General features: G+C 64.7%; 20 protein-coding genes and 2 tRNA genes. 14 read left to right on the forward strand and 8 right to left on the reverse strand.

The features are described 5' to 3' along the window. Nucleotides 1–1,602 (reverse strand): ABC transporter substrate-binding protein, encoded by a 1,602-nt coding sequence (locus C7I36_RS08090; protein ID WP_106453219.1) that lies wholly within the window; start codon nucleotides 1,600–1,602, stop codon nucleotides 1–3. 2 nt (nucleotides 1,603–1,604) lie between these two features. Next, on the reverse strand, nucleotides 1,605–2,591 hold the full coding sequence (gene pspF / locus C7I36_RS08095; RefSeq protein ID WP_106453220.1) for a phage shock protein operon transcriptional activator: 987 nt from the start codon (nucleotides 2,589–2,591) through the stop codon (nucleotides 1,605–1,607). Between the two features lie 199 nt (nucleotides 2,592–2,790). Between pspF and pspA the strand changes: the two genes are divergently transcribed. From pspA to C7I36_RS08125, 6 genes are read left to right on the forward strand one after another with little or no spacing between them, the layout of a single operon-like run. Beyond that, nucleotides 2,791–3,456: a phage shock protein PspA gene (pspA, locus tag C7I36_RS08100; protein ID WP_106453221.1), complete on the forward strand. Its 666-nt coding sequence runs from the start codon at nucleotides 2,791–2,793 to the stop codon at nucleotides 3,454–3,456. Beyond that, complete coding sequence (gene pspB / locus C7I36_RS08105; protein ID WP_106453222.1) at nucleotides 3,456–3,689, forward strand: envelope stress response membrane protein PspB; 234 nt, start codon at nucleotides 3,456–3,458, stop codon at nucleotides 3,687–3,689. The genes pspA and pspB overlap by 1 nt, the downstream gene beginning before the upstream one ends. Next, nucleotides 3,674–4,069 (forward strand): envelope stress response membrane protein PspC, encoded by a 396-nt coding sequence (pspC, locus tag C7I36_RS08110; RefSeq protein ID WP_106453223.1) that lies wholly within the window; start codon nucleotides 3,674–3,676, stop codon nucleotides 4,067–4,069. The genes pspB and pspC overlap by 16 nt, the downstream gene beginning before the upstream one ends. Next, nucleotides 4,066–5,469, forward strand: coding sequence for a YcjX family GTP-binding protein (locus C7I36_RS08115; protein ID WP_106453224.1), 1,404 nt, complete (start codon nucleotides 4,066–4,068; stop codon nucleotides 5,467–5,469). Before pspC ends, C7I36_RS08115 begins: the two co-directional genes overlap by 4 nt. Then, the gene (locus C7I36_RS08120) at nucleotides 5,466–6,461 is read left to right on the forward strand and encodes a YcjF family protein (RefSeq protein ID WP_106453225.1); all 996 of its coding nucleotides are present in this window, start codon (nucleotides 5,466–5,468) and stop codon (nucleotides 6,459–6,461) included. Before C7I36_RS08115 ends, C7I36_RS08120 begins: the two co-directional genes overlap by 4 nt. A 10-nt stretch (nucleotides 6,462–6,471) precedes the next feature. Beyond that, on the forward strand, nucleotides 6,472–7,113 hold the full coding sequence (locus C7I36_RS08125; RefSeq protein WP_106453226.1) for a tellurite resistance TerB family protein: 642 nt from the start codon (nucleotides 6,472–6,474) through the stop codon (nucleotides 7,111–7,113). Nucleotides 7,114–7,152: 39 nt separating this feature from the next. Here the strand turns inward: C7I36_RS08125 and C7I36_RS08130 are convergent. Next, nucleotides 7,153–7,228, reverse strand: a tRNA-His gene (locus C7I36_RS08130). A 6-nt stretch (nucleotides 7,229–7,234) separates the two neighbouring features. Beyond that, nucleotides 7,235–7,311: transfer RNA gene (locus C7I36_RS08135), tRNA-Arg, on the reverse strand. 157 nt (nucleotides 7,312–7,468) lie between these two features. On the opposite strand from C7I36_RS08135, the gene folD reads away from it, so the two are divergent. Then, the gene (gene folD / locus C7I36_RS08140) at nucleotides 7,469–8,326 is read left to right on the forward strand and encodes a bifunctional methylenetetrahydrofolate dehydrogenase/methenyltetrahydrofolate cyclohydrolase FolD (protein WP_106453227.1); all 858 of its coding nucleotides are present in this window, start codon (nucleotides 7,469–7,471) and stop codon (nucleotides 8,324–8,326) included. Nucleotides 8,327–8,335: 9 nt separating this feature from the next. Further along, complete coding sequence (locus C7I36_RS08145) at nucleotides 8,336–9,157, forward strand: ion transporter (protein WP_106453228.1); 822 nt, start codon at nucleotides 8,336–8,338, stop codon at nucleotides 9,155–9,157. A 75-nt stretch (nucleotides 9,158–9,232) separates the two neighbouring features. Here the strand turns inward: C7I36_RS08145 and C7I36_RS08150 are convergent, their stop codons facing one another. From C7I36_RS08150 to C7I36_RS08165, 4 genes are all read right to left on the reverse strand, one after another. Beyond that, nucleotides 9,233–9,580, reverse strand: coding sequence for a hypothetical protein (locus C7I36_RS08150; protein ID WP_106453229.1), 348 nt, complete (start codon nucleotides 9,578–9,580; stop codon nucleotides 9,233–9,235). 230 nt (nucleotides 9,581–9,810) lie between these two features. Beyond that, nucleotides 9,811–10,086: a hypothetical protein gene (locus C7I36_RS08155; RefSeq protein ID WP_106453230.1), complete on the reverse strand. Its 276-nt coding sequence runs from the start codon at nucleotides 10,084–10,086 to the stop codon at nucleotides 9,811–9,813. Between the two features lie 93 nt (nucleotides 10,087–10,179). Next, a complete protein-coding gene (cysS, locus tag C7I36_RS08160) occupies nucleotides 10,180–11,559 on the reverse strand; it encodes a cysteine--tRNA ligase (protein WP_106453231.1) in 1,380 nt (459 codons plus the stop codon). Between the two features lie 131 nt (nucleotides 11,560–11,690). Then, entirely contained in the window at nucleotides 11,691–12,221 is a 531-nt protein-coding gene (locus C7I36_RS08165) for a cytochrome b/b6 domain-containing protein (RefSeq protein ID WP_106453232.1), read from the reverse strand. A 150-nt stretch (nucleotides 12,222–12,371) separates the two neighbouring features. Here C7I36_RS08165 and C7I36_RS08170 point away from each other — a divergent pair, with 150 nt between their 5' ends. The 6 genes from C7I36_RS08170 (at nucleotide 12,372) to C7I36_RS08195 (ending at nucleotide 18,036) form a co-directional block, all read left to right on the forward strand. Beyond that, complete coding sequence (locus C7I36_RS08170; protein ID WP_106453233.1) at nucleotides 12,372–13,058, forward strand: response regulator transcription factor; 687 nt, start codon at nucleotides 12,372–12,374, stop codon at nucleotides 13,056–13,058. Further along, complete coding sequence (locus tag C7I36_RS08175) at nucleotides 13,042–14,286, forward strand: sensor histidine kinase (protein WP_106453234.1); 1,245 nt, start codon at nucleotides 13,042–13,044, stop codon at nucleotides 14,284–14,286. Before C7I36_RS08170 ends, C7I36_RS08175 begins: the two co-directional genes overlap by 17 nt. A gap of 58 nt (nucleotides 14,287–14,344) precedes the next feature. Continuing rightward, nucleotides 14,345–16,318: an LTA synthase family protein gene (locus C7I36_RS08180; protein ID WP_106453235.1), complete on the forward strand. Its 1,974-nt coding sequence runs from the start codon at nucleotides 14,345–14,347 to the stop codon at nucleotides 16,316–16,318. A 55-nt stretch (nucleotides 16,319–16,373) separates the two neighbouring features. Continuing rightward, entirely contained in the window at nucleotides 16,374–16,871 is a 498-nt protein-coding gene (locus C7I36_RS08185; protein WP_106453236.1) for a peptidylprolyl isomerase, read from the forward strand. A gap of 71 nt (nucleotides 16,872–16,942) precedes the next feature. Next, nucleotides 16,943–17,671, forward strand: a complete 729-nt coding sequence (gene lpxH, locus C7I36_RS08190) for a UDP-2,3-diacylglucosamine diphosphatase (protein ID WP_106453237.1) — start codon at nucleotides 16,943–16,945, stop codon at nucleotides 17,669–17,671. Then, complete coding sequence (locus tag C7I36_RS08195; RefSeq protein WP_106453238.1) at nucleotides 17,668–18,036, forward strand: diacylglycerol kinase; 369 nt, start codon at nucleotides 17,668–17,670, stop codon at nucleotides 18,034–18,036. Before lpxH ends, C7I36_RS08195 begins: the two co-directional genes overlap by 4 nt. The last annotated feature ends 61 nt before the right edge of the window (nucleotides 18,037–18,097 follow it).

Here is an 18,097-nt window from a genome sequence, read left to right on the forward strand (position 1 = left end):
CTACTCCTCCTTGTAGGCCTGGTGGAAGGCCACGCCGCCGTAGGGCTGCAGCCGCAGCCCCTTGACCTGGCGGCGGTGGGCCTGCTGCTTGAGGCTGTGGGTCAGCGGGATCAGCGGCATGTCCTGGTAGACCAGTTCCTGGGCCAGCTGATAGTGGCCGATGCGCGAGGCCAGGCCGGGATCGGCCAGGGCCGCGTCGAGCTCGTGCTCGAACAGCGGATGACACCAGCGGCTGGCGTTGGTGCCGGCGGCAATGGCCTGGCAACTGAGCAGGTTGCGCAGCATGTTGTCCGGATCCGGGGAGTCGGCGGACCAGCCGGTCAGCACGGCGTCGTGGGCGCCTTCCCTCAGGGTGCGGCGCAGTATCTGCTCTTCCAGGCTTTGCAGCCGGACCCGGATGCCGAGCTCGCCCAGGCGGCGCTGGATCAGCTGGCCGGTCTTGAGTCCGTCCGGGTTGAAGCTGCGGCTGCCCGCCGGCACCAGCAGCGTCATTTCAAAGCCGTGCTCAAGGCCGGCCTGCTCCAGCAGCCAGCGGGCCCGTTCCAGATCGGGCAGGGGCATCAGCAGGTTGGGATGGTGCCCCCAGGATACCGGCGGCAGCAGCGATTCGGCCACGGAGCCGATGTCGAAATAGACAGCGTGCAGGATATCGGTGCGCGACAGTGCCAGGCTCAGCGCCTTGCGCACCCTGAGATCGCTGAACGGCGGCTTTTGGGTATTCAGTGCCAGTGCCGAGACGTTCATGCCGGTGGCCTGGTCCAGGGCCAGCTCCGGGTGGCGGCGGATCACCGACATCTGGCTGGCGCCCGGGTGGGCCATGACGTCGCACTCGCCGGTCAGCAGTTTGGCCAGGCGCTTTGACGACTTGGGGGTGATGTCGAAAATCAGCTGGCCGAGCCGGGCCGGGCCGCGCCAGTAGTCGGGATGGCGGTAATAACGGATGAAGTCGTCGGTGCGGTAGTGGCTGAGCCGGAACGGCCCTGTGCCCACCGGCTGCTGGTCGAGCAGCTGGGGGGTGCCGGCGGCGAGCAGGCCCTCGGCGTATTCCGCCGAGAGGATCACCGCGTAGTCGCTGGCCAGGTTGGCAATAAAGGAAGCGTCCGGCCGGCGCAGGATGAATTCCACCTCCAGGCTGTCGAGGGCGCGCACCTCGCGGATAAGCTCAGGCCAGCCGATGCTGTCGAAAAAGGGATAGCGGCCGCCGCTGACCGGGTGATAGGGATGATGGGGGTCAACCAGCCGGCGAAAGGTGAATACCACGTCCTCGGCGGTAAGCTGCCGGCCGGGGGTGAACCAGGCGGTATGGTGGAAGCTGACCCCGGGGCGCAGCCTGAAGCGGTAGCGCAGGCCGTCCTCGCTGCGGCTCCAGGCCAGGGCCAGGGCGGGCACCGGCTGCAGGTTGTTGGGATCGATGTCGAGCAGGCGGTCGTACAGCTGGCGGGCGGTGGCGTCCAGGGTCTGGGTGGAGGTGACCAGTTGCGGGTTGAAGGTCAGCGGCGGGCCTTCCGCGCAATAAAGCAGGCTCTCTTTGGCCAGTTGTCGGTTGCCGCCGTCGCAGCCCGCCAGCAGCAGGGGAAACAGGCAGCACAGCCAGAAACGCATGTTCAGTCCTTGTGTTCCGCCGCCCCGCTGGCGGCGTGTTTGCGCAGCAGGCCGCGCAGTTGGTGGTAGCTGAGCCCCAGCAGCCCGGCGGCCTGACGTTGATTATAACGGGCCCGGGCCAGTGCCGTCTGCACCAGGCTGTGTTCCTGTTCGGCCAGGTGCCGGCGCAGGTCGAGCGGCAGGGCCGGCGCCGCCTGCTGCCCGGGGCCGCCGCCCGGCCGCCAGGGGGAGGCGAAGGGGTCCAGGCACAACTCGGCCAGGGGCTGCTGGGGGCAGCCGTGGCGGTAGAGGCTGCGCTCGACCACGTTTTTCAGTTCGCGCACATTGCCCGGCCAGGGATGCTCCAGCAACCGGCGCCGCGCCGCCGGGGCGAAACCGGCGAACAGGGGCCAGCCCAGCTCCATGCACAGGGCGACGGCAAAGTGTTCCGCTAGGCGCAGTATGTCCTGATCCCGGGCGCGCAGGGGCGGCAATGTAACCACATCGAAGGCCAGTCTATCAAGCAGATCGGCGCGAAACTCGCCCTTTTCCACCAGCTCGGGCAGATCCTGGTTGGTGGCGCACAGCAGGCGGACGTCCACCTTGACCGGCTGGCTGCCGCCGACCCGTTCGAACTCGCCGTATTCGATGGCCCTGAGCAGTTTTTCCTGCACCCGGGCACTGGTGGTGGCCAGCTCATCGAGAAACAGGGTGCCGCCGTCGGCCCGCTCGAAGCGGCCCAGGTGGCGTTTCTGGGCGCCGGTGAAGGCACCCGCCTCGTGGCCGAACAGCTCGCTTTCGAGCAGGGTTTCGGCCAGGGTGGCGCAGTTGAGGGAGATGAACGGCTGTTGCCAGCGGGACGAAAGGTAATGCAGGCGCTGGGCGATCAGCTCCTTGCCGGTGCCGCGCTCGCCCACCACCAGCACCGGCCGGTCGAGGGGGGCGAGCAGGGAGACCTGGTCCAGTACCCCGAGCAGGGCATTGGACTGACCGATAAGCTCAATATCCATGGCGTAACTCTTGGTTAAATTTGCCAAATGATAGCCTTTTTAACCACGAGTCGGCAGGCCTCATTCCGCGCCCTTTATAAAATAGTCATGTTTTTCATGGTATTAATGTTTGTTTAAGGTTTGGCATGTATCTTGTTTAGGTGAGTGGGAAGGCGAAGCCAGGGGGCATTCGCCGCCCAACCGCCCGAGGAGGCAATTCATGAGCATTTTTTCACGCATGGCCGACATCATTAACGCCAACCTCAATTCCCTGCTGGACAAGGCCGAGGATCCGGCCAAGATGGTCCGGCTGATCATCCAGGAGATGGAGGACGAGCTGGTGCGCGAGCGCTCCAACCTGGCCCGCTTCCTGGCCGAGAAAAAGGATCTGCTGCGCCAGATAGAACGCCACCGGGAGCGGGTGCAGGAATGGCAGGACAAGGCCGAGCTGGCGCTGACCAAGGATCGCGAAGACCTGGCCCGGGCCGCCCTTATCGAAAAGAGCAAGCAGGCCGAACTGCTCAAGGCCCTGGAGCAGGAATGCACCGTGGTGGAAGAGAGCATGAACAAGCTGGCGGAAGCCATCCAGCAGCTCGAGGCCAAGCTGGCCGACGCCCGTGCCCGCCAGCAGGCGATGCAGTTGCGCGAGCGCAGCGCCCAAAGCCGGATCAAGGTGCAGGAGCGGGTGCGCCAGAGCGAAAACGCCTCGGCCATCGACAAGTTCGATCGCATGGAGCGCAAAATCGACGAACTGGAGGCCAGGGCCGATCTGTACAGCCGCAGCCGGGGGCTGGATCAGGAATTTGCCGAACTGGAGGCGGACGACGTCATCGGCAAGGAACTGGCCCGGCTCAAGGCCCGGCTCAATAACCGCGAGGAACAATAATGTCCGAACTGGCCTGGGCCCTGGTGGCCCCGCTCAACATCTTTCTGTTTCTGGTAGTGCCGGTGTGGCTGGTGCTGCACTATCGCAGCAAGCGGCGGCTGGACGAGGGGCTGGATGAAGCCGCCCGCCAGCGCCTGGAGCAGGCACTGCAACAGTCCGAACAACTGGCCGAACGGGTGCAGACCCTGGAGCGGCTGCTGGATCAGGAGGTCCCCGGATGGCGTCAACCCTGATAAACCTCTATCGTGACAAAAGCAACGGCAAGCTCGGCGGGGTATGCGCCGGCATTGCCCGCAAGGCCGGGGTCGAGCCCTGGCTGGTGCGGGTGCTGGCCATCACCGGCCTGGTCTTCGCCAGCTTCCTGACCCTGGTGCTCTACATCGCGGCCTGGCTGCTGCTCGACGACCTGCCCGCCGGCACCCGGCAAAGCCCGCCTCCGGAGCATGTCAAGGCCGCCGGCTGGCAGTCGGGGCTGTCGCCCCGGGAGGCGCTGGAGCGTCTTGAGGGCCGGCTTGCACGGCTGAACGAGAGGGTGGCGGGCATGGAGCGGCTGCTGACCTCCCGCGAGTTCAGGCTGCGCCGGGAATTCAACCATCTGCGCGAGGATAAATGAACAAAACCGCACTGGAGCAGTGGCGCAACAAGGCCGGGGCCTGGGTCCAGCGGGGGCTGGACCAGCGCCTGCGGCTGGCGGTAACGGGCTTAAGCCGCAGCGGCAAGACCGCCTTTATCACCAGCCTGGTCAACCAGTTGGAGCACGCCGGCATCGACGCCCGGCTGCCCCACTGGCCGCCGGCAGCCGAGGGCCGGCTGCTCGGCATCAAGCGGGTGCCGAGCCGTCACCACCATGTTCCCGCCTTTGGCTACGAGGCGGCCCTGGCCCAACTGGCGGGCACGCCGCCGGCCTGGCCCGAGCCGACCCGGGGCATCAGCGAGATCACCCTGGCGATCCGGTACCAGCCCGGCAATGCCCTTAAACGCCGGCTCAAGGATACCGCCACCCTCTATCTGGAACTGGTCGACTATCCCGGCGAATGGCTGCTCGACCTGCCCCTGCTCGACCTGAGCTATGCCCAGTGGAGCGAACAGCAGCGCCGGCTGCTGGACAACCCCGAGCTGGCGCGGCTGGCCAGGCCCTGGCTGGAGGCGGGCGCGGCCGTGGCCGCCGACGCCCCCGCCGAGGATGCCCGGCTGGCCCGGCTGGCGGCCGACTACAGCCGCTGGCTGCTCGACATCCGCCGCGAGGCCGGCGCCTACCTGGTGCAGCCCGGGCGCTTTATCCTGCCCGGTGAATACCAGGGCGCGCCCATGCTGGAGTTTGTGCCCTGGGTGTGGGGCCAGGTGCCGGCCGGGCTCGGCGAGCAGCATCACTACGGCATGATGGAAGCCCGTTTTGAACACTACAAAAAACACCTGGTGGCCGGTTTTTACCGTGAATTTTTCGCCGGCTTCGACCGCCAGATAGTGCTGGTGGACTGCCTGAGTGCGCTCAACCGGGGGCCGGACAGCGTGGCCGACCTGGGCCGGGCCCTGTCCGCCATCATGCAGAGTTTCGAGTATGGCCAAAGCGGCTGGTGGCGGCGGCTGTTCGCCCCGCGCATCGACAAGCTGCTGTTCGCCGCCACCAAGGCCGATCACCTGACCCCCGACCAGCACGGCCGCCTGAGCCGGCTGCTGGGGGCCCTGGTGCGCGGCGGCCACCGCCGGGCCCGGCTGGCGGGCATCGATATCCAGACCCTGGCGCTGGCCTCGATCCGCGCCACCACCAGCGGCGAGGTCAGCCACCAGGGCGAGCGCATCCCCGCGCTGCAGGGTCACCGGCTGGCCGACGGCCAGCCGGTGACCCTGTATCCGGGCGAGGTGCCCGAGGGCCTGCCTGAGGCGGACTTCTGGCAGCGACAGGGTTTTGACTTTACCGAATTCGCGCCGCCCCGGTGGCAACAGGATGCGCCACTGCCCCATCTGCGCCTGGATCAGGCGCTCGCCTTTCTGCTGGGAGACAAGTTGTCGTGACCCTCAAAAGCAAACTGATTCTGGACCAGCCCCTGGCGGCGCCGGCCGCCGACCCGCTCAAGCCGGGGCAGGCGCTGGCGGAAGACGATTTTATCCGCCTCGATGACACCGAGCCGGTGCCGCTGGCGGCGCTGCGTCCGCGCCGCCGGCACCGGCTGTGGGCCAGTGCCATCGCCCTGCTGCTGCTGTTGCTGCTGGTCGACTCCGGCCTGTCTTTGTGGCAAACCTGGCAACAAAGCCGGCTGCTGGGGGCCGCCTGGAGTCTTGCCCTGGGGCTGCTGGCCGTGGCGGCCCTCGCCACCCTGTGGCGCGAGCTGCGGCTGCTGCGCCGCCTCGAACAGGTGGGGCGCCAACGGGCCCGGGCCGAGGCCCTGCTGGCCGGCGCGGGCAGCGGCCAGGCCAGGCCCTTGTGCGAACAGCTGGCGGCCCAGGGCGGGCTGACCCATACCGAGGGCTTTCAGCAATGGCGCGCCGGGCTGGAGCAGCAGGAGCTGGACGGCGAGGTGCTGGCACTGTACAGCCGGCTGGTGCTGGCCGGCCAGGATCGCCAGGCCCGGGCCCGGGTGCTCAAGTGGTCCGGCGAGGCGGCGGTGATGGTGGCCGCCAGCCCCTTGGCGGCGGTGGACATGCTGCTGGTATTGTGGCGCAACCTGCGGATGATAGAGGACATTACCCAATGTTACGGCATCCGCCTCGGGGCCCTGAGCCGGATGCGGCTGCTGCGGGGCGTGCTGCACAACATGCTCTATGCCGGGGTGTCGGAGGCGGCGGTGGACATGGGCATGGACCTGCTGGGGCTGGAGCTGGCGGGGCGGCTGTCGGCCCGGGCCGGGCAGGGGGTGGGCGCGGGCCTGCTGACCGCCCGCCTGGGCCTGCAGGCGATGGATTTGTGCCGGCCCGTGCCCTGGCAGGGCGACGAGAAAAAGCAGCTGGGCGGCATTCGCCGTGCCCTGGTCGACAAGGTGCTCAGGCTGCTGACCCCTAAATCATGAGGAGAACGAGATGAATGCGGAAAAACTGATTGGCCAGTTTTTGGGCAAGGGTGCCGGTTTTGGCAAGGGCGCCGCCACCGGCGGCATACTGGGCCTGCTGCTGGGCAGCAAGAAGGGCCGCAAGATGGCCGGCGGCACCCTCAAGTACGCGGGACTGGCGGCGGCCGGGGTCATGGCCTGGAAGGCCTACCAGGGCTGGCAGCAGGGGCGCAGCCCGGGCCAGGCGGCGCCCGCCACCGAGGCCGATCTGCAACAGCTGGATCCGCGGTTTTCGCCGTTGGCCGCCGCGGCCAACGGCGAGCCGTTCCAGCTGTCGCTGATGCGCGCCATGATAGGCGCGGCCAAGGCCGACGGCCATGTGGATGCCGCCGAGCAGCAACGGATTTTTGAGCAGGTGGAGCAACTGGGGCTGGCGGCGGACGAAAAGGCGCTGGTGTTCGACATGCTGTCGGCGCCGGTGTCACTGGGCGACATTGTCGCTTCCGCCCGGGGACCCGAGCAGGCGGCGGAGCTGTATCTGGCATCCCGGCTGGTGATCGATCCGGATCAGGCGGCGGAGCAGGCCTACCTGGAAGCGCTGGCGCACCGGCTGCAGTTGCCGGCGGAGCTGGTGACACATCTGGAAAGCCAGGCCCGGCAGGGAATGGCATAGCCGAGGGCTTGCCTGCAGGGGAATGCAATGGGATTAAAGTGGGGTGACCGACGGGGCTCGAACCCGCGACAACCGGAATCACAATCCGGGACTCTACCAACTGAGCTACGGTCACCAGTGATGGCGCGCCCTGCAGGACTCGAACCTGCGACCATCCGCTTAGAAGGCGGATGCTCTATCCAGCTGAGCTAAGGGCGCCGGGCGTTGCGCGGGGTTCGGCCACGACGCAACGGGGCGGCATCATACCGATTTGGCCCCACAGGGTCAACGGCTTTATCCCGCCGGGCCTTGCTTATCAAAACCCTGAAAAAATGCGACAATCGCCGCAGGTTTATAAAGGTGAGAATCAACGCAGATGTCAGCTCAAATCATCGATGGAAAAGCGATTGCACAGGCGGTGCGCAACCAGGTTGCCGAACGGGTTGCCGAACGCAAGCGCGAAGGAAAACGCGCTCCCGGCCTGGCGGTGATACTGGTGGGGGCCAATCCCGCCTCCCAGGTTTACGTGGGCAGCAAGCGCCGGGCCTGTGAAGAGGTGGGCTTTGTCTCCCGCTCCTTCGACCTGCCCCAGCACACCACCGAACAACAGCTGCTGGATCTGATCGACGAGCTGAACGGCGATGCCACCATCGACGGCATCCTGGTGCAACTGCCGCTGCCGTCCCACATCGACAGCACCCTGGTGCTCGAGCGCATCCATCCCCACAAGGACGTGGACGGTTTCCACCCCTACAATGTGGGCCGCCTGGCCCAGCGCATTCCGGCCCTGCGACCCTGCACCCCCAAGGGCATCATGACCCTGATTGAGCGCAGCCACATCAAGACCCATGGCCTCAACGCCGTGGTGGTGGGAGCGTCCAACATAGTGGGCCGGCCCATGACCCTGGAACTGCTGCTGGCCGGCTGCACCACCACCACCTGCCACCGCTTCACCGAGGATTTGCGCGGCAAGGTGGCCGGCGCCGACCTGCTGGTGGTGGCGGTGGGCAAGCCCAACTTCATCCCCGGCGACTGGATCAAGCCCGGCGCCGTGGTGATCGACGTGGGCATCAACCGCCTGGACGACGGCCGCCTGGTGGGCGACGTGGAATATGCGGTGGCCGCCGAGCGCGCCGCCTACATCACCCCCGTGCCCGGCGGCGTGGGCCCGATGACGGTGGCGTCACTGATTGAAAACACCCTGATCGCCTGCGAGCGCTACCACGACCGTTAAGGCCCGCCCATGAAGTGGCTCGACAAGGATGTCCTGTACACCGTGATTTTCGGTACCGAAACCCCGGCGGGACGCCGGTTCGATATCGGTCTTATCATCGTCATACTGCTGTCGATAGGGGTGTTGCTGCTGGACTCCATGGGGCCGGTGCGGGCCCGCTACGGCAGCCTGCTCTATGGCCTGGAGTGGGGCTTCACCCTGCTGTTCACCCTGGAATACGGCCTGCGCGTCTACTGCGCCCAGAGCCGGGCGGCCTATGTGCGCAGCTTTTACGGGGTGATTGATCTGCTGGCGGTGCTGCCCACCTACCTGGCCATCTTCATTCCCGGGGCCAGTTTCCTGATGATGGTGCGCCTGCTGCGGGTACTGCGGATTTTCCGGGTGCTCAAGCTGATGCGCTATGTCAACGAAGCCAACACCCTGTTGCGCTCGCTCAACCAGAGCCGGCGCAAGATACTGGTGTTTTTCAGCACCCTGTTCATTCTGGTCACCCTGTTCGGCTCGCTGCTGTATGTGGTGGAAGGGCCGGAAAACGGCTTTACCAGTATCCCCACCAGCATTTACTGGGCCATTGTCACCATCACCACCGTCGGCTTTGGCGACATCACACCGCAAACGCCGCTGGGGCGTGCCATTGCCGCCGTAACCATGCTGATGGGCTATGCCATTATTGCCGTGCCCACCGGCATCATCACCGCCGAGCTGGGCCGGGAAATGCGCCGGGAGCAGGACTTGCGCCATTGTCCCCAGTGCGACAAGGGCGGCCACGACCGGGATGCCCGTTTCTGCAAGCACTGCGGCGGCGAAATGGAGCCGACCCAGGGCGCCTGAGCGGGACGGTAAAAACCGGCTGTACAGCCAAAAAAAGAGGGAGCCCCGGGCTCCCTCCGCCAACCGGGCCGGCGGTTATTGCTGTTCGCTCTCTTCGAGCATTTCATTGAGCTTGCGCTCCGCCTCGGCGGCCGCTTCGTCCATCGCCTCGCCCATGGCGTCGGCCTGTTCGCCGGCGGAATTGACCATGTCCTCGGCCGCCTGATCGAGGGATTCGCCCAACTGCTCCATGGCGCCCGGCTCTTCCACTCCCAGGGTTTCCCTGGCGTCGTCGGCGAACTGCTCGCCTTGCTCCTGTACCTGCTCGACGGCCTCGTCCACCTGTTCCCCGGCCTGCTCCGCCGGGCCCTTGTTGTCACAGGCGGCCAGGCCAAAGGCGGCGACCGAACTCAGCAACAGTACATTCAGCAGTGATTTCTTCATGATTCGCTCCCTAGGGTCTAACGGTTGTTATCGCGGCCTGAGCCGCATTGAGGTGTTTTCACTATCAGTAATAGCGCATGGCGGCGTAGGGCAACAGGGGGCCGGCCCCGGGGATGGGGCCGGGTTTTTAATTAAATGTTTTTAAAATCAAAAATTTACCTGTTTTCGCGAAGCCGGGTGACGCAACAAAATCGTATCCGGGGCGAAGAAATATGACGGACTGCCGCTGTTCACTCGCTGGCCAGGGTGGATTCCATGATGTCGCCGAGCCGGTCTTCCGCTTCCCGGGTGGCTTCCTGTACCACCTGTTCGAATTCCTGTTTCTGCTGTTCCAGCACCTCGGGATCGGGCCTGGCCTCTGCCGGTGGCCGGGTTTCGGCCGGTCGCTCGGTATTTTCCACAACCTGATCGATATTGTCGCCGATGTCGGCGGCCGGTCCTTTTTGCTCGCAGCCGGTCAGTGCCAGCAGCAGGGTCAACAGCAGGGGAGGAAACAGTGTATTCATGGCAGGCTCCTGTCGGTATGGCCCAGGCAGGGCGATAAAAAACGGGGCGCCCATTATGACGCCCCGCTCAAGGATTGCAAAACGGCCGGGCGCTTACTTGCGCCGCCAGCGGGTGCCCTCCGGGCCGTCTTCCAGCACTATGCCCATGGCGGTGAGCTGGTCGCGGGCGGCGTCGGCGGCGGCCCAGTCCTTGCTCTGGCGCGCATCCAGGCGGGCCTGGATCAGGCGCTCGATGTCGGCCACCTCGTCGTCGGCGCCGGCATCGCCGCGCAAAAAGGCCTCGGGCTCCTGGGTCAGCAGGCCCAGCACCCCGGCCAGCTCCCGCAGGCGACCGCCCAGGCCGGCGGCCGCGGCGTCGTCCTTGCCCTTCTGGCGGTTGATTTCCCGAGCCAGATCAAACAGCACCGAATAGGCCTCGGGGGTGTTGAAATCGTCGTCCATGGCGGCATTGAAGCGCGCCACAAAGTCCTCGCCGCCAGCGGCGGGCGCCTCGGGCAGATCCCTGAGTGCCGTATAGAGCCGCTCCAGGGCGGTGCGGGCCTGCTTCAGGTTTTCGTCGGAATAGTTGAGCTGGCTGCGGTAGTGACCCGACAGCAAAAAGTAGCGAATGGTCTCGCCGTCGTAGTGCTTGAGCACGTCGCGAATGGTAAAGAAGTTGCCCAGCGACTTGGACATTTTCTCCTGATCCACCATCACCATGCCCGAGTGCATCCAGGTGTTGACGTAGGGGCTGTGGTTGGCGCAGCAGCTCTGGGCGATTTCGTTTTCATGGTGGGGGAACTGCAGGTCCGAGCCGCCGCCGTGAATGTCGAAATGCTTGCCCAGGTGCTTGCCGTTCATGGCCGAGCACTCGATGTGCCAGCCCGGACGGCCCTCGCCCCAGGGGGACTCCCAGCTCGGCTCGCCGGGCTTGGACTGTTTCCACAGCACGAAATCGAGGGGGTTGCGCTTGCTCTGCTCCACTTCCACCCGGGCGCCGGCCTGCAGCTGCTCCAGGTTCTGGCCCGAGAGCCGGCCGTAGTCGGCAAAGCTGTTCACCTCGAACAGCACGTCGCCGTTGTCCGCCACATAGGCGTGGCCGTCTTTTATCAGGGTTTTGACCATGGCAATGATTTCGGGAATATGGCCGGTGGCCTTGGGCTCGATATCGGGCCGGGCGATATTGAGGGCATCAAAGTCCTTGTACATATCGGCGGTCAGGCGCTCGGTGAGGGCGTCGCAGCTTTCGCCATTTTCCGCCGCCCGCTTGATGATCTTGTCGTCAATGTCGGTGATGTTGCGCACAAAGGTCAGATCGTAACCGGCATAGCGCAGGTAGCGGGTGACCACATCAAAGGCCACAAAGGTCCGGCCATGGCCGATATGACAGAGATCGTAAATGGTCACACCACACACATACATGCCGACCTTGCCGGGCACCAGGGGTTTGAATTCTTCTTTTTGTCGGGTCAGGGAGTTGTAGATTTTCAGCATGATTAGGGTCTTGGTGGTGGTGAGTGGTTAGGAACGTCAGCGCTTATTGAACCGTTAATGGCCACGCGGTGCAAGCACAAAGCCCGGCGGCGGGGCGGGAGCCGCCGGGTAAGGGAAAATCGCAACAAGGATCAGGCTACATCATCGCCGTCGGGCGGCCGTTTGGTGCCGGTGAACATGGATTTGATCAGGTTTTCCCGGTGGCGCAGGCCGGTGAAGATGACCCCGGCAATGTGCAGCCCCACCAGCCCCAGCAGGGCATTGGCGATAAACTCGTGCACGTCTTCCAGCCAGTCACCACCGGCATCGGTGACATACAGCCAGCCGCTCAGGGTGAGCAGGCTCAGGCCGGCCAGCAGGGCCAGCACCATGGCCGCGCCCGCCGGGTTATGGCCGAGATAGCGCTTTTCCCGGCGGTGGCAAACCTCGTTGAGGTAACCCAGCGTGGCCGCCGGCGGGCGCACGAACTGGCGAAAGCGGGCATAACGGGAGCCCACCAGCCCCCACACCAGCCGAAAGGCAATCAGCCCCATCACGCCGTAGCCCGCCACTTCGTGTACCGACTGCCATTCGTCGGCGGTCAGCCAGGCGGTGGCAAAGGCCGCCACCAGCGACCAGTGAAATACCCGCACCAGCGGATCCCATACCTTGATGGATTGCATTGCGTTATCTCCCGTGTCAGCGGCCGATGCCGGCCTTGTACTCACTTTAGGGAAATAAACTTAAGGCTACATTAAGTGCCCATGCGTGATTTAATACCGGGCCGCACATCAAGGCCGACGTCGGGCCGTTGGTCAACACGAGGAAAGGGCATGCGCATTCTGGTGGTGGAAGACAATCCGGATATTCTGGTCAATATTATCGATTATCTCAGCCTCAAGGGGTGTACCGTGGATGCCTTGCACAGCGGAACGGCGGCGCTGGCCCTGCTGGCCCGTCAGGAATTTGATCTGCTGGTGCTGGATCTTGGCCTGCCGGGACTCGATGGCATTGAGTTGTGCCGTCGGTTGCGGGCCGGCCTGAATCCGCTGCCGGTATTGATGCTGACCGCCCGGGACACCCTGGACGACAAGCTGGCCGGGTTCGAGGTGGGGGCCGACGATTACCTGGTCAAGCCCTTCGCCCTGCCGGAGCTGTGGTCGCGCATTCAGGCCGTGCTCAAGCGCAGCCGGCAGCAACGGGTGCGCCGGCTGACGGTGGCCGATCTTGTCCTGGATCTGGATACCCTTAAGGTCAGCCGCCAGGGGCGGGACATCAGTCTCAACCCCAAATGCCTTAAATTACTGGAAGTGCTGATGAAGCACTCGCCCAATGTGGTTAGCCGGGCCACCCTGGCGAGCGAATTGTGGGCCGACGAGCCTCCCGACAGCGACGGCCTCAAGTCCCATATCTACCTGTTGCGCAGCGCCATCGACAAGCCCTTTGACCGGCCGCTTATTCACACCGTGCACGGCCAGGGCTACCGTCTGGTTGGCGACGATCATGCGCCTGACCATTAATGCCCGCCTGCAGTGGGTGCTTAACCTGCTGATCGTAAGCTTAAGCCTGATGGCGTCGGCGGCCATTGTGTTGCTGGTGTTCTGGTTTGAGCGCACGCTGTTTTACAACCATTTGCACAGCGATCTGCTCGATCAGGTGCGGGCCCATGCCAGCCTGCAGCAGCCGCTGGTGTTGCCGATGACCGACACCACCTATTACAAGGTGCCCTCTGGGCAGCAGGCGCTGCTGCCGCCCCGGTTTCGGGATTACCCGGAAGGGGGGCACGAAGTGCTGCTGGGGGACGGTGCCTACAACCTGTTCGTGCATTATCAGGATGGCTGGGAACACGTGCTGGTGCAGGATCAGAGCGAATTCGAACGTTACGAGCTGCTGGTGTTCAGCGGCATGACAGTTGGCGTGCTGGGTGTATGGGCCCTCGGCTTCTGGCTGTCGCGCCGGCTCAGCCGGCAGATATTGCAGCCGGTGTCGCAACTGGCGAAAGAGGTGTCCCGGCTGCGCCAGCAGTCCGGCGCCCGCCTGCATGGCGTTTACCCCGATGACGAAGTGGGCTTGCTGGCGCGTGCCTTTGAGGAGTACGCCGACCGGGTGCAGGAGCTGCTGACCCGGGAACAGCAGTTTTCCGCCAACGCCAGCCACGAGCTGCGCACACCCATGATGGTGATCCGCGGTGCCCTGGATATGCTGCGGGAAACCGGCAGCGGCTCGGTGCCGGAGCAACGCCAGCTGGCGCGCATGGAATCGGCACTGGACGACATGCAGCGTCAGGTGAGCCTGTTTTTGCAATTGTCCCGCTCACCGGAAGACGCGGTGCGCCACGACAACCTGATCCCCCTTAACCGGCTGGCGGCCAGTACCCGGGAGCAGTGGGCAGCGCTTGCCGAGCGGCGAGGTCTGACGCTGACCCTGGCCGGAGAGGCGGAGCCGTCCCGGCCCGTGCCCGCCATCCTGGCCGGCGCCGTGCTCAACAACCTGTTGCGCAATGCCCTGGATCACACCTTTAAGGGCGGGGTTGAGCTTCGCCTGGGGCCAGACTGGATGGAGGTGTGCGACACCGGCGAGGGCATAGCGCCGGAGATGCTGGCGCGTATTCACGAGCGGGGCGTGAGTGGTGGCGACGGCTTTGGTCTTGGCATGTCCATCGTCAAGCGGGTGTGCGATCACCAAGGCTGGACCCTGAGTCTGGCGTCCAACTCACCGGCCGGTACGCGGGTGCGCGTCACCTTTTGACCTTTTTTTGACCTTGTCGCCCTTAGCATGGGGTTTTAATCCGACTGGCGCGGTGAGCATGACAAGACTCAAACAATGGCTGGGACCGCTGTGGCCCTTTTTCTGCTTTTTGCTGCTGAACCTGGTATTGCTCGGTTTCAGCCGGCTGGCGCTGGCGCTGTGGCAGGCCGAGCGGGTCACCGGTGCCAATGGCTGGGGCCCGGTGCTGCTGCAGGGCCTGCGGGTGGATCTGTCTACCCTGTGCTGGCTGTTCGGCGTACCGGCGGTGCTGACCCTGCTGCTGGCCGGCAAGCATGGCCCGGGCCGCGCCTGGCTGTGGCTGATGCGAGTGTGGCTGACGGCGGGCACCGGATTGCTGCTGTTGCTGGAGCTGGCGACCCCGGCCTTTATCAACACCTATGATCTGCGTCCCAACCGGCTGTTTATCGAGTACCTGATCTATCCGAAGGAAGTGTTTGGTATGTTGCTGCAGGGGCACCTGCCGGCGCTGGTGCTGGTGAGCCTGCTGGTGCCGGCGGCACTGTGGGCGGGCTGGCGCTGGTCCGGTCGGCTGTGCCAGCACCTTGCCATGCCTGCCTGGTACTGGCGGCCGGTGCTGGTGCTGCTGGTACTGGCCCTGGGCCTGCTCGGCGGGCGCTCCACCCTGGGCCACCGCGGGCTGAACCCGGCACTGGTGGCTTTTTCCACAGATCCCCTGGTCAATGGATTGGTGCTCAACTCCGCCTATTCGGTGGGTTTTGCCGCCAAACAGCTGGGCAAGGAAGAAAACGCCGCCTCCCTTTACGGTCGCATGGAGCAGAGCGAGTTGCTGAATACGCTGCGCCGGGCCCAGGGCCGGCCGGACAGCGACTACCTGTCGGCCGAGCTGCCCAGCTTGACCCGCAACACCGCCAGTTACCGGGGCAAGCCCAAAAATCTGGTGATCATTCTGGAAGAAAGCCTGGGCGCCCGGTTTGTGGGCACCCTGGGCGGGCTGCCGCTGACTCCCGAGTTCGACAAACTGGCCCGGAAGGGCTGGCTGTTTGAGCAGCTCTACGCCACCGGCACCCGCTCGGTACGGGGCATAGAAGCGGTGGTGACCGGTTTTACCCCCACCCCGGCCCGGGCCGTGGTCAAGCTCGACAAGAGCCAGACCGGTTTTTTTACCCTGGCCCAGTTGCTGAACCAGCGGGGTTATCACACCCGGTTCATCTATGGGGGCGAGAGCCATTTCGACAACATGGCCAGCTTCTTTCTGGGCAACGGCTTTGAGCATATCGTCGATCAGCGGGATTTCGAGTCGCCCGCGTTTGAAGGCGCCTGGGGCGTGAGCGACGAGGATCTGTTGGTGCGCGCCCATCAGGAATTTGAGCAGTTGCACCGGCAGGGCAAGCCCTTCTTCAGCCTGGTGTTCAGCTCCAGCAACCACGATCCCTTTGAGTTTCCCGATGGTCGCATCGAGCTCTACGAGCAGCCCAAGCAGACCCGCAACAACGCCGCCAAATACGCCGATTACGCCCTGGGCCGCTTCTTTGAGCTGGCGCGGCAGTCGGATTACTGGCAGGACACTCTGTTTCTGGTGGTGGCGGATCACGACTCGCGTACCTACGGCCCCGAGCTGGTGCCGGTGGCGCACTTTCGGGTGCCGGCGCTGCTGCTGGGCGAGGGCATAGCGCCGCGCCGGGACGAGCGCCTGGTGAGCCAGATCGATCTGCCGCCGACCCTGTTGTCGCTGATGGGCATCGACAGCGACAACCCCATGCTGGGCCGGGATCTGACTCAGGCGTCGCCGAACCGGGCATTGATGCAGTTCGACAAGAACTTCGCCTTGCTGAGGGATGACCACATGGTGGTGTTGCAACCGGAGCAGCATGCCCTGGGCTTTCGCTATGATGCCGGGCAGCAGCGGCTTATCCCGGCGCCGGTGGATGCCGAGCTGGCACTGCAGGCCCAGGCCTATGCGCTGTGGGGCAGTCTGGCCTATCAGCAGGGGCTGTACCGGCTGCCCGCCGGCCCCTTTCTCGCCGGCCGTGACGGGGCAGGGGTTCGCTAACGGCCCGGCTTGCGCTAAACTCGCCCCCTGAACTCACACATTCGGAAGCATCAACATGGTCACACTGCACACTAGCTACGGCGACATCACCCTGAACCTCTTTGCCGACAAGGCGCCGGAAACCGTTGCCAACTTTCTGCAATACTGCCGCGACGGCCACTACGACAACACCCTGTTCCACCGGGTTATCGATGGTTTCATGATCCAGGGCGGCGGTTACGGCCCCGGTTTCGAAGAAAAGGAAACCCGCGCCGCCATCAAGAACGAAGCCGATAACGGCCTCGGCAACAAGGTGGGCACCATCGCCATGGCCCGCACCATGGAGCCCCATTCCGCCACCGCCCAGTTCTTTATCAACGTCAACGACAACGACTTCCTCAACTTCAAGTCGGCCACCACCCAGGGCTACGGCTACTGCGTGTTCGGCGAAGTGAGCGAAGGCATGGACGTGGTCAACAAGATCAAGGGCGTGGCCACCGGCACCCGCGGCTACATGCACCAGGACGTACCGGTGGACGACGTGCTGATCACCGGCGTGACCGTCAGCGAATAAGGCCGCTCGGCGATGGCCTTGCAATGCCCGCCCCGGCGGGCATTGTTGTGTTTGGAACCGGATGTTACCCGATGCCCCATACCCTGTTTATTGCCGATCTGCACCTGAGTGCCGGCCGGCCCGATATTACCGCCGCCTTTTTGCGTTTTATGGCAGAAGAAGCGCCGAAGGCCGATGCCCTCTATGTGCTGGGGGATTTGTTCGAGTTTTCCATTGGCGACGATGAACAAAGCCCGCTCAACCGCCGGGTGGCCTCGGCCTTTCGCGACTGTGGCGTGCCGGTGTTCTTCATCCACGGCAACCGGGATTTTATGGTCGGGCGCCGCTTTGCCCGGGAAGCCGGCCTGACCCTGCTGCCCGAGCATCAGGTCATCGACCTGTACGGCGAGCCGACCCTTATCATGCACGGCGACACCCTGTGCACCGACGATGCCGGCTACCAGCGCTACCGCCGCATCACCCGGCTTGGCTGGCTGCAATGGCTGTTTCTGCGCCTGCCGCTTAAAAAACGCCTGGGCATCGCCGACGGCATTCGCGGCAAAAGTGCCGAGGCCAAGCAGGACAAAAGCATCACCATCATGGATGTGAATCAGGGCGAGGTAGCGCGGCAGATGCGCAAAGCAGGTGTGCGGCGGCTGATCCACGGCCATACCCACAGACCCGCCATCCACCGGTTTGATCTCCACGGCCAGCCGGTGCAGCGCATCGTGCTGGGGGACTGGTACACCCAGGGCAGCGTGCTGGTGGTAACGCCGGAGACCGAAACATTGCAAGGCCTGAGCCTTGGGGAGAACCGATGAAACCAGGAAAAACCGGGCTTGACCGTATTATTTCCGCCGGCGGCTATTCGTTGCAGGGGCTCAAAAGTGCCTATCGCAACGAAGCGGCCTTTCGCCAGGAATGCTGGCTGGTGCTGGTGCTGCTGCCGGTGGCCCTGATCTGGGATGTGGGCCTGGTGCCCCGGCTGTTGCTGGTGGGCAGCCTGGTGCTGGTGCTGGTAGTGGAATTGCTCAACTCGGCGGTGGAGGCGGTGGTGGACAAGGCCAGCCCCGAATACCACGAACTCGCCGGCCGGGCCAAGGATATGGGCTCGGCGGCCGTGCTGCTGACCCTGTTGCTGATGGTGCTGACCTGGCTGCTGGTGCTGGTCGACTACCTGTTCTGAGGCCGCCGGCGGAACCGCCCCGGGGCAGGATCGCGGGGGCCTTATGAGGTGTAATGTGTGA

The sequence above is a fragment of the Zobellella taiwanensis genome (assembly GCF_003012795.1).
Lineage (GTDB): Bacteria > Pseudomonadota > Gammaproteobacteria > Enterobacterales > Aeromonadaceae > Oceanimonas > Oceanimonas taiwanensis.

Excerpts from the sequence above, each read along its gene's own strand:
- C7I36_RS08090 (WP_106453219.1), bottom strand. The coding sequence starts at position 1,602 with ATGCGTTTCTGGCTGTGCTGCCTGTTTCCCCTGCTGCTGGCGGGCTGC.
- pspF (WP_106453220.1), bottom strand. The coding sequence starts at position 2,591 with ATGGATATTGAGCTTATCGGTCAGTCCAATGCCCTGCTCGGGGTACTG.
- pspA (WP_106453221.1), top strand. The coding sequence starts at position 2,791 with ATGAGCATTTTTTCACGCATGGCCGACATCATTAACGCCAACCTCAAT.
- pspB (WP_106453222.1), top strand. The coding sequence starts at position 3,456 with ATGTCCGAACTGGCCTGGGCCCTGGTGGCCCCGCTCAACATCTTTCTG.
- pspC (WP_106453223.1), top strand. The coding sequence starts at position 3,674 with ATGGCGTCAACCCTGATAAACCTCTATCGTGACAAAAGCAACGGCAAG.
- C7I36_RS08115 (WP_106453224.1), top strand. The coding sequence starts at position 4,066 with ATGAACAAAACCGCACTGGAGCAGTGGCGCAACAAGGCCGGGGCCTGG.
- C7I36_RS08125 (WP_106453226.1), top strand. The coding sequence starts at position 6,472 with ATGAATGCGGAAAAACTGATTGGCCAGTTTTTGGGCAAGGGTGCCGGT.
- folD (WP_106453227.1), top strand. The coding sequence starts at position 7,469 with ATGTCAGCTCAAATCATCGATGGAAAAGCGATTGCACAGGCGGTGCGC.
- C7I36_RS08145 (WP_106453228.1), top strand. The coding sequence starts at position 8,336 with ATGAAGTGGCTCGACAAGGATGTCCTGTACACCGTGATTTTCGGTACC.
- C7I36_RS08150 (WP_106453229.1), bottom strand. The coding sequence starts at position 9,580 with ATGAAGAAATCACTGCTGAATGTACTGTTGCTGAGTTCGGTCGCCGCC.
- C7I36_RS08155 (WP_106453230.1), bottom strand. The coding sequence starts at position 10,086 with ATGAATACACTGTTTCCTCCCCTGCTGTTGACCCTGCTGCTGGCACTG.
- cysS (WP_106453231.1), bottom strand. The coding sequence starts at position 11,559 with ATGCTGAAAATCTACAACTCCCTGACCCGACAAAAAGAAGAATTCAAA.
- C7I36_RS08165 (WP_106453232.1), bottom strand. The coding sequence starts at position 12,221 with ATGCAATCCATCAAGGTATGGGATCCGCTGGTGCGGGTATTTCACTGG.
- C7I36_RS08170 (WP_106453233.1), top strand. The coding sequence starts at position 12,372 with ATGCGCATTCTGGTGGTGGAAGACAATCCGGATATTCTGGTCAATATT.
- C7I36_RS08175 (WP_106453234.1), top strand. The coding sequence starts at position 13,042 with ATGCGCCTGACCATTAATGCCCGCCTGCAGTGGGTGCTTAACCTGCTG.
- C7I36_RS08180 (WP_106453235.1), top strand. The coding sequence starts at position 14,345 with ATGACAAGACTCAAACAATGGCTGGGACCGCTGTGGCCCTTTTTCTGC.
- C7I36_RS08185 (WP_106453236.1), top strand. The coding sequence starts at position 16,374 with ATGGTCACACTGCACACTAGCTACGGCGACATCACCCTGAACCTCTTT.
- lpxH (WP_106453237.1), top strand. The coding sequence starts at position 16,943 with ATGCCCCATACCCTGTTTATTGCCGATCTGCACCTGAGTGCCGGCCGG.
- C7I36_RS08195 (WP_106453238.1), top strand. The coding sequence starts at position 17,668 with ATGAAACCAGGAAAAACCGGGCTTGACCGTATTATTTCCGCCGGCGGC.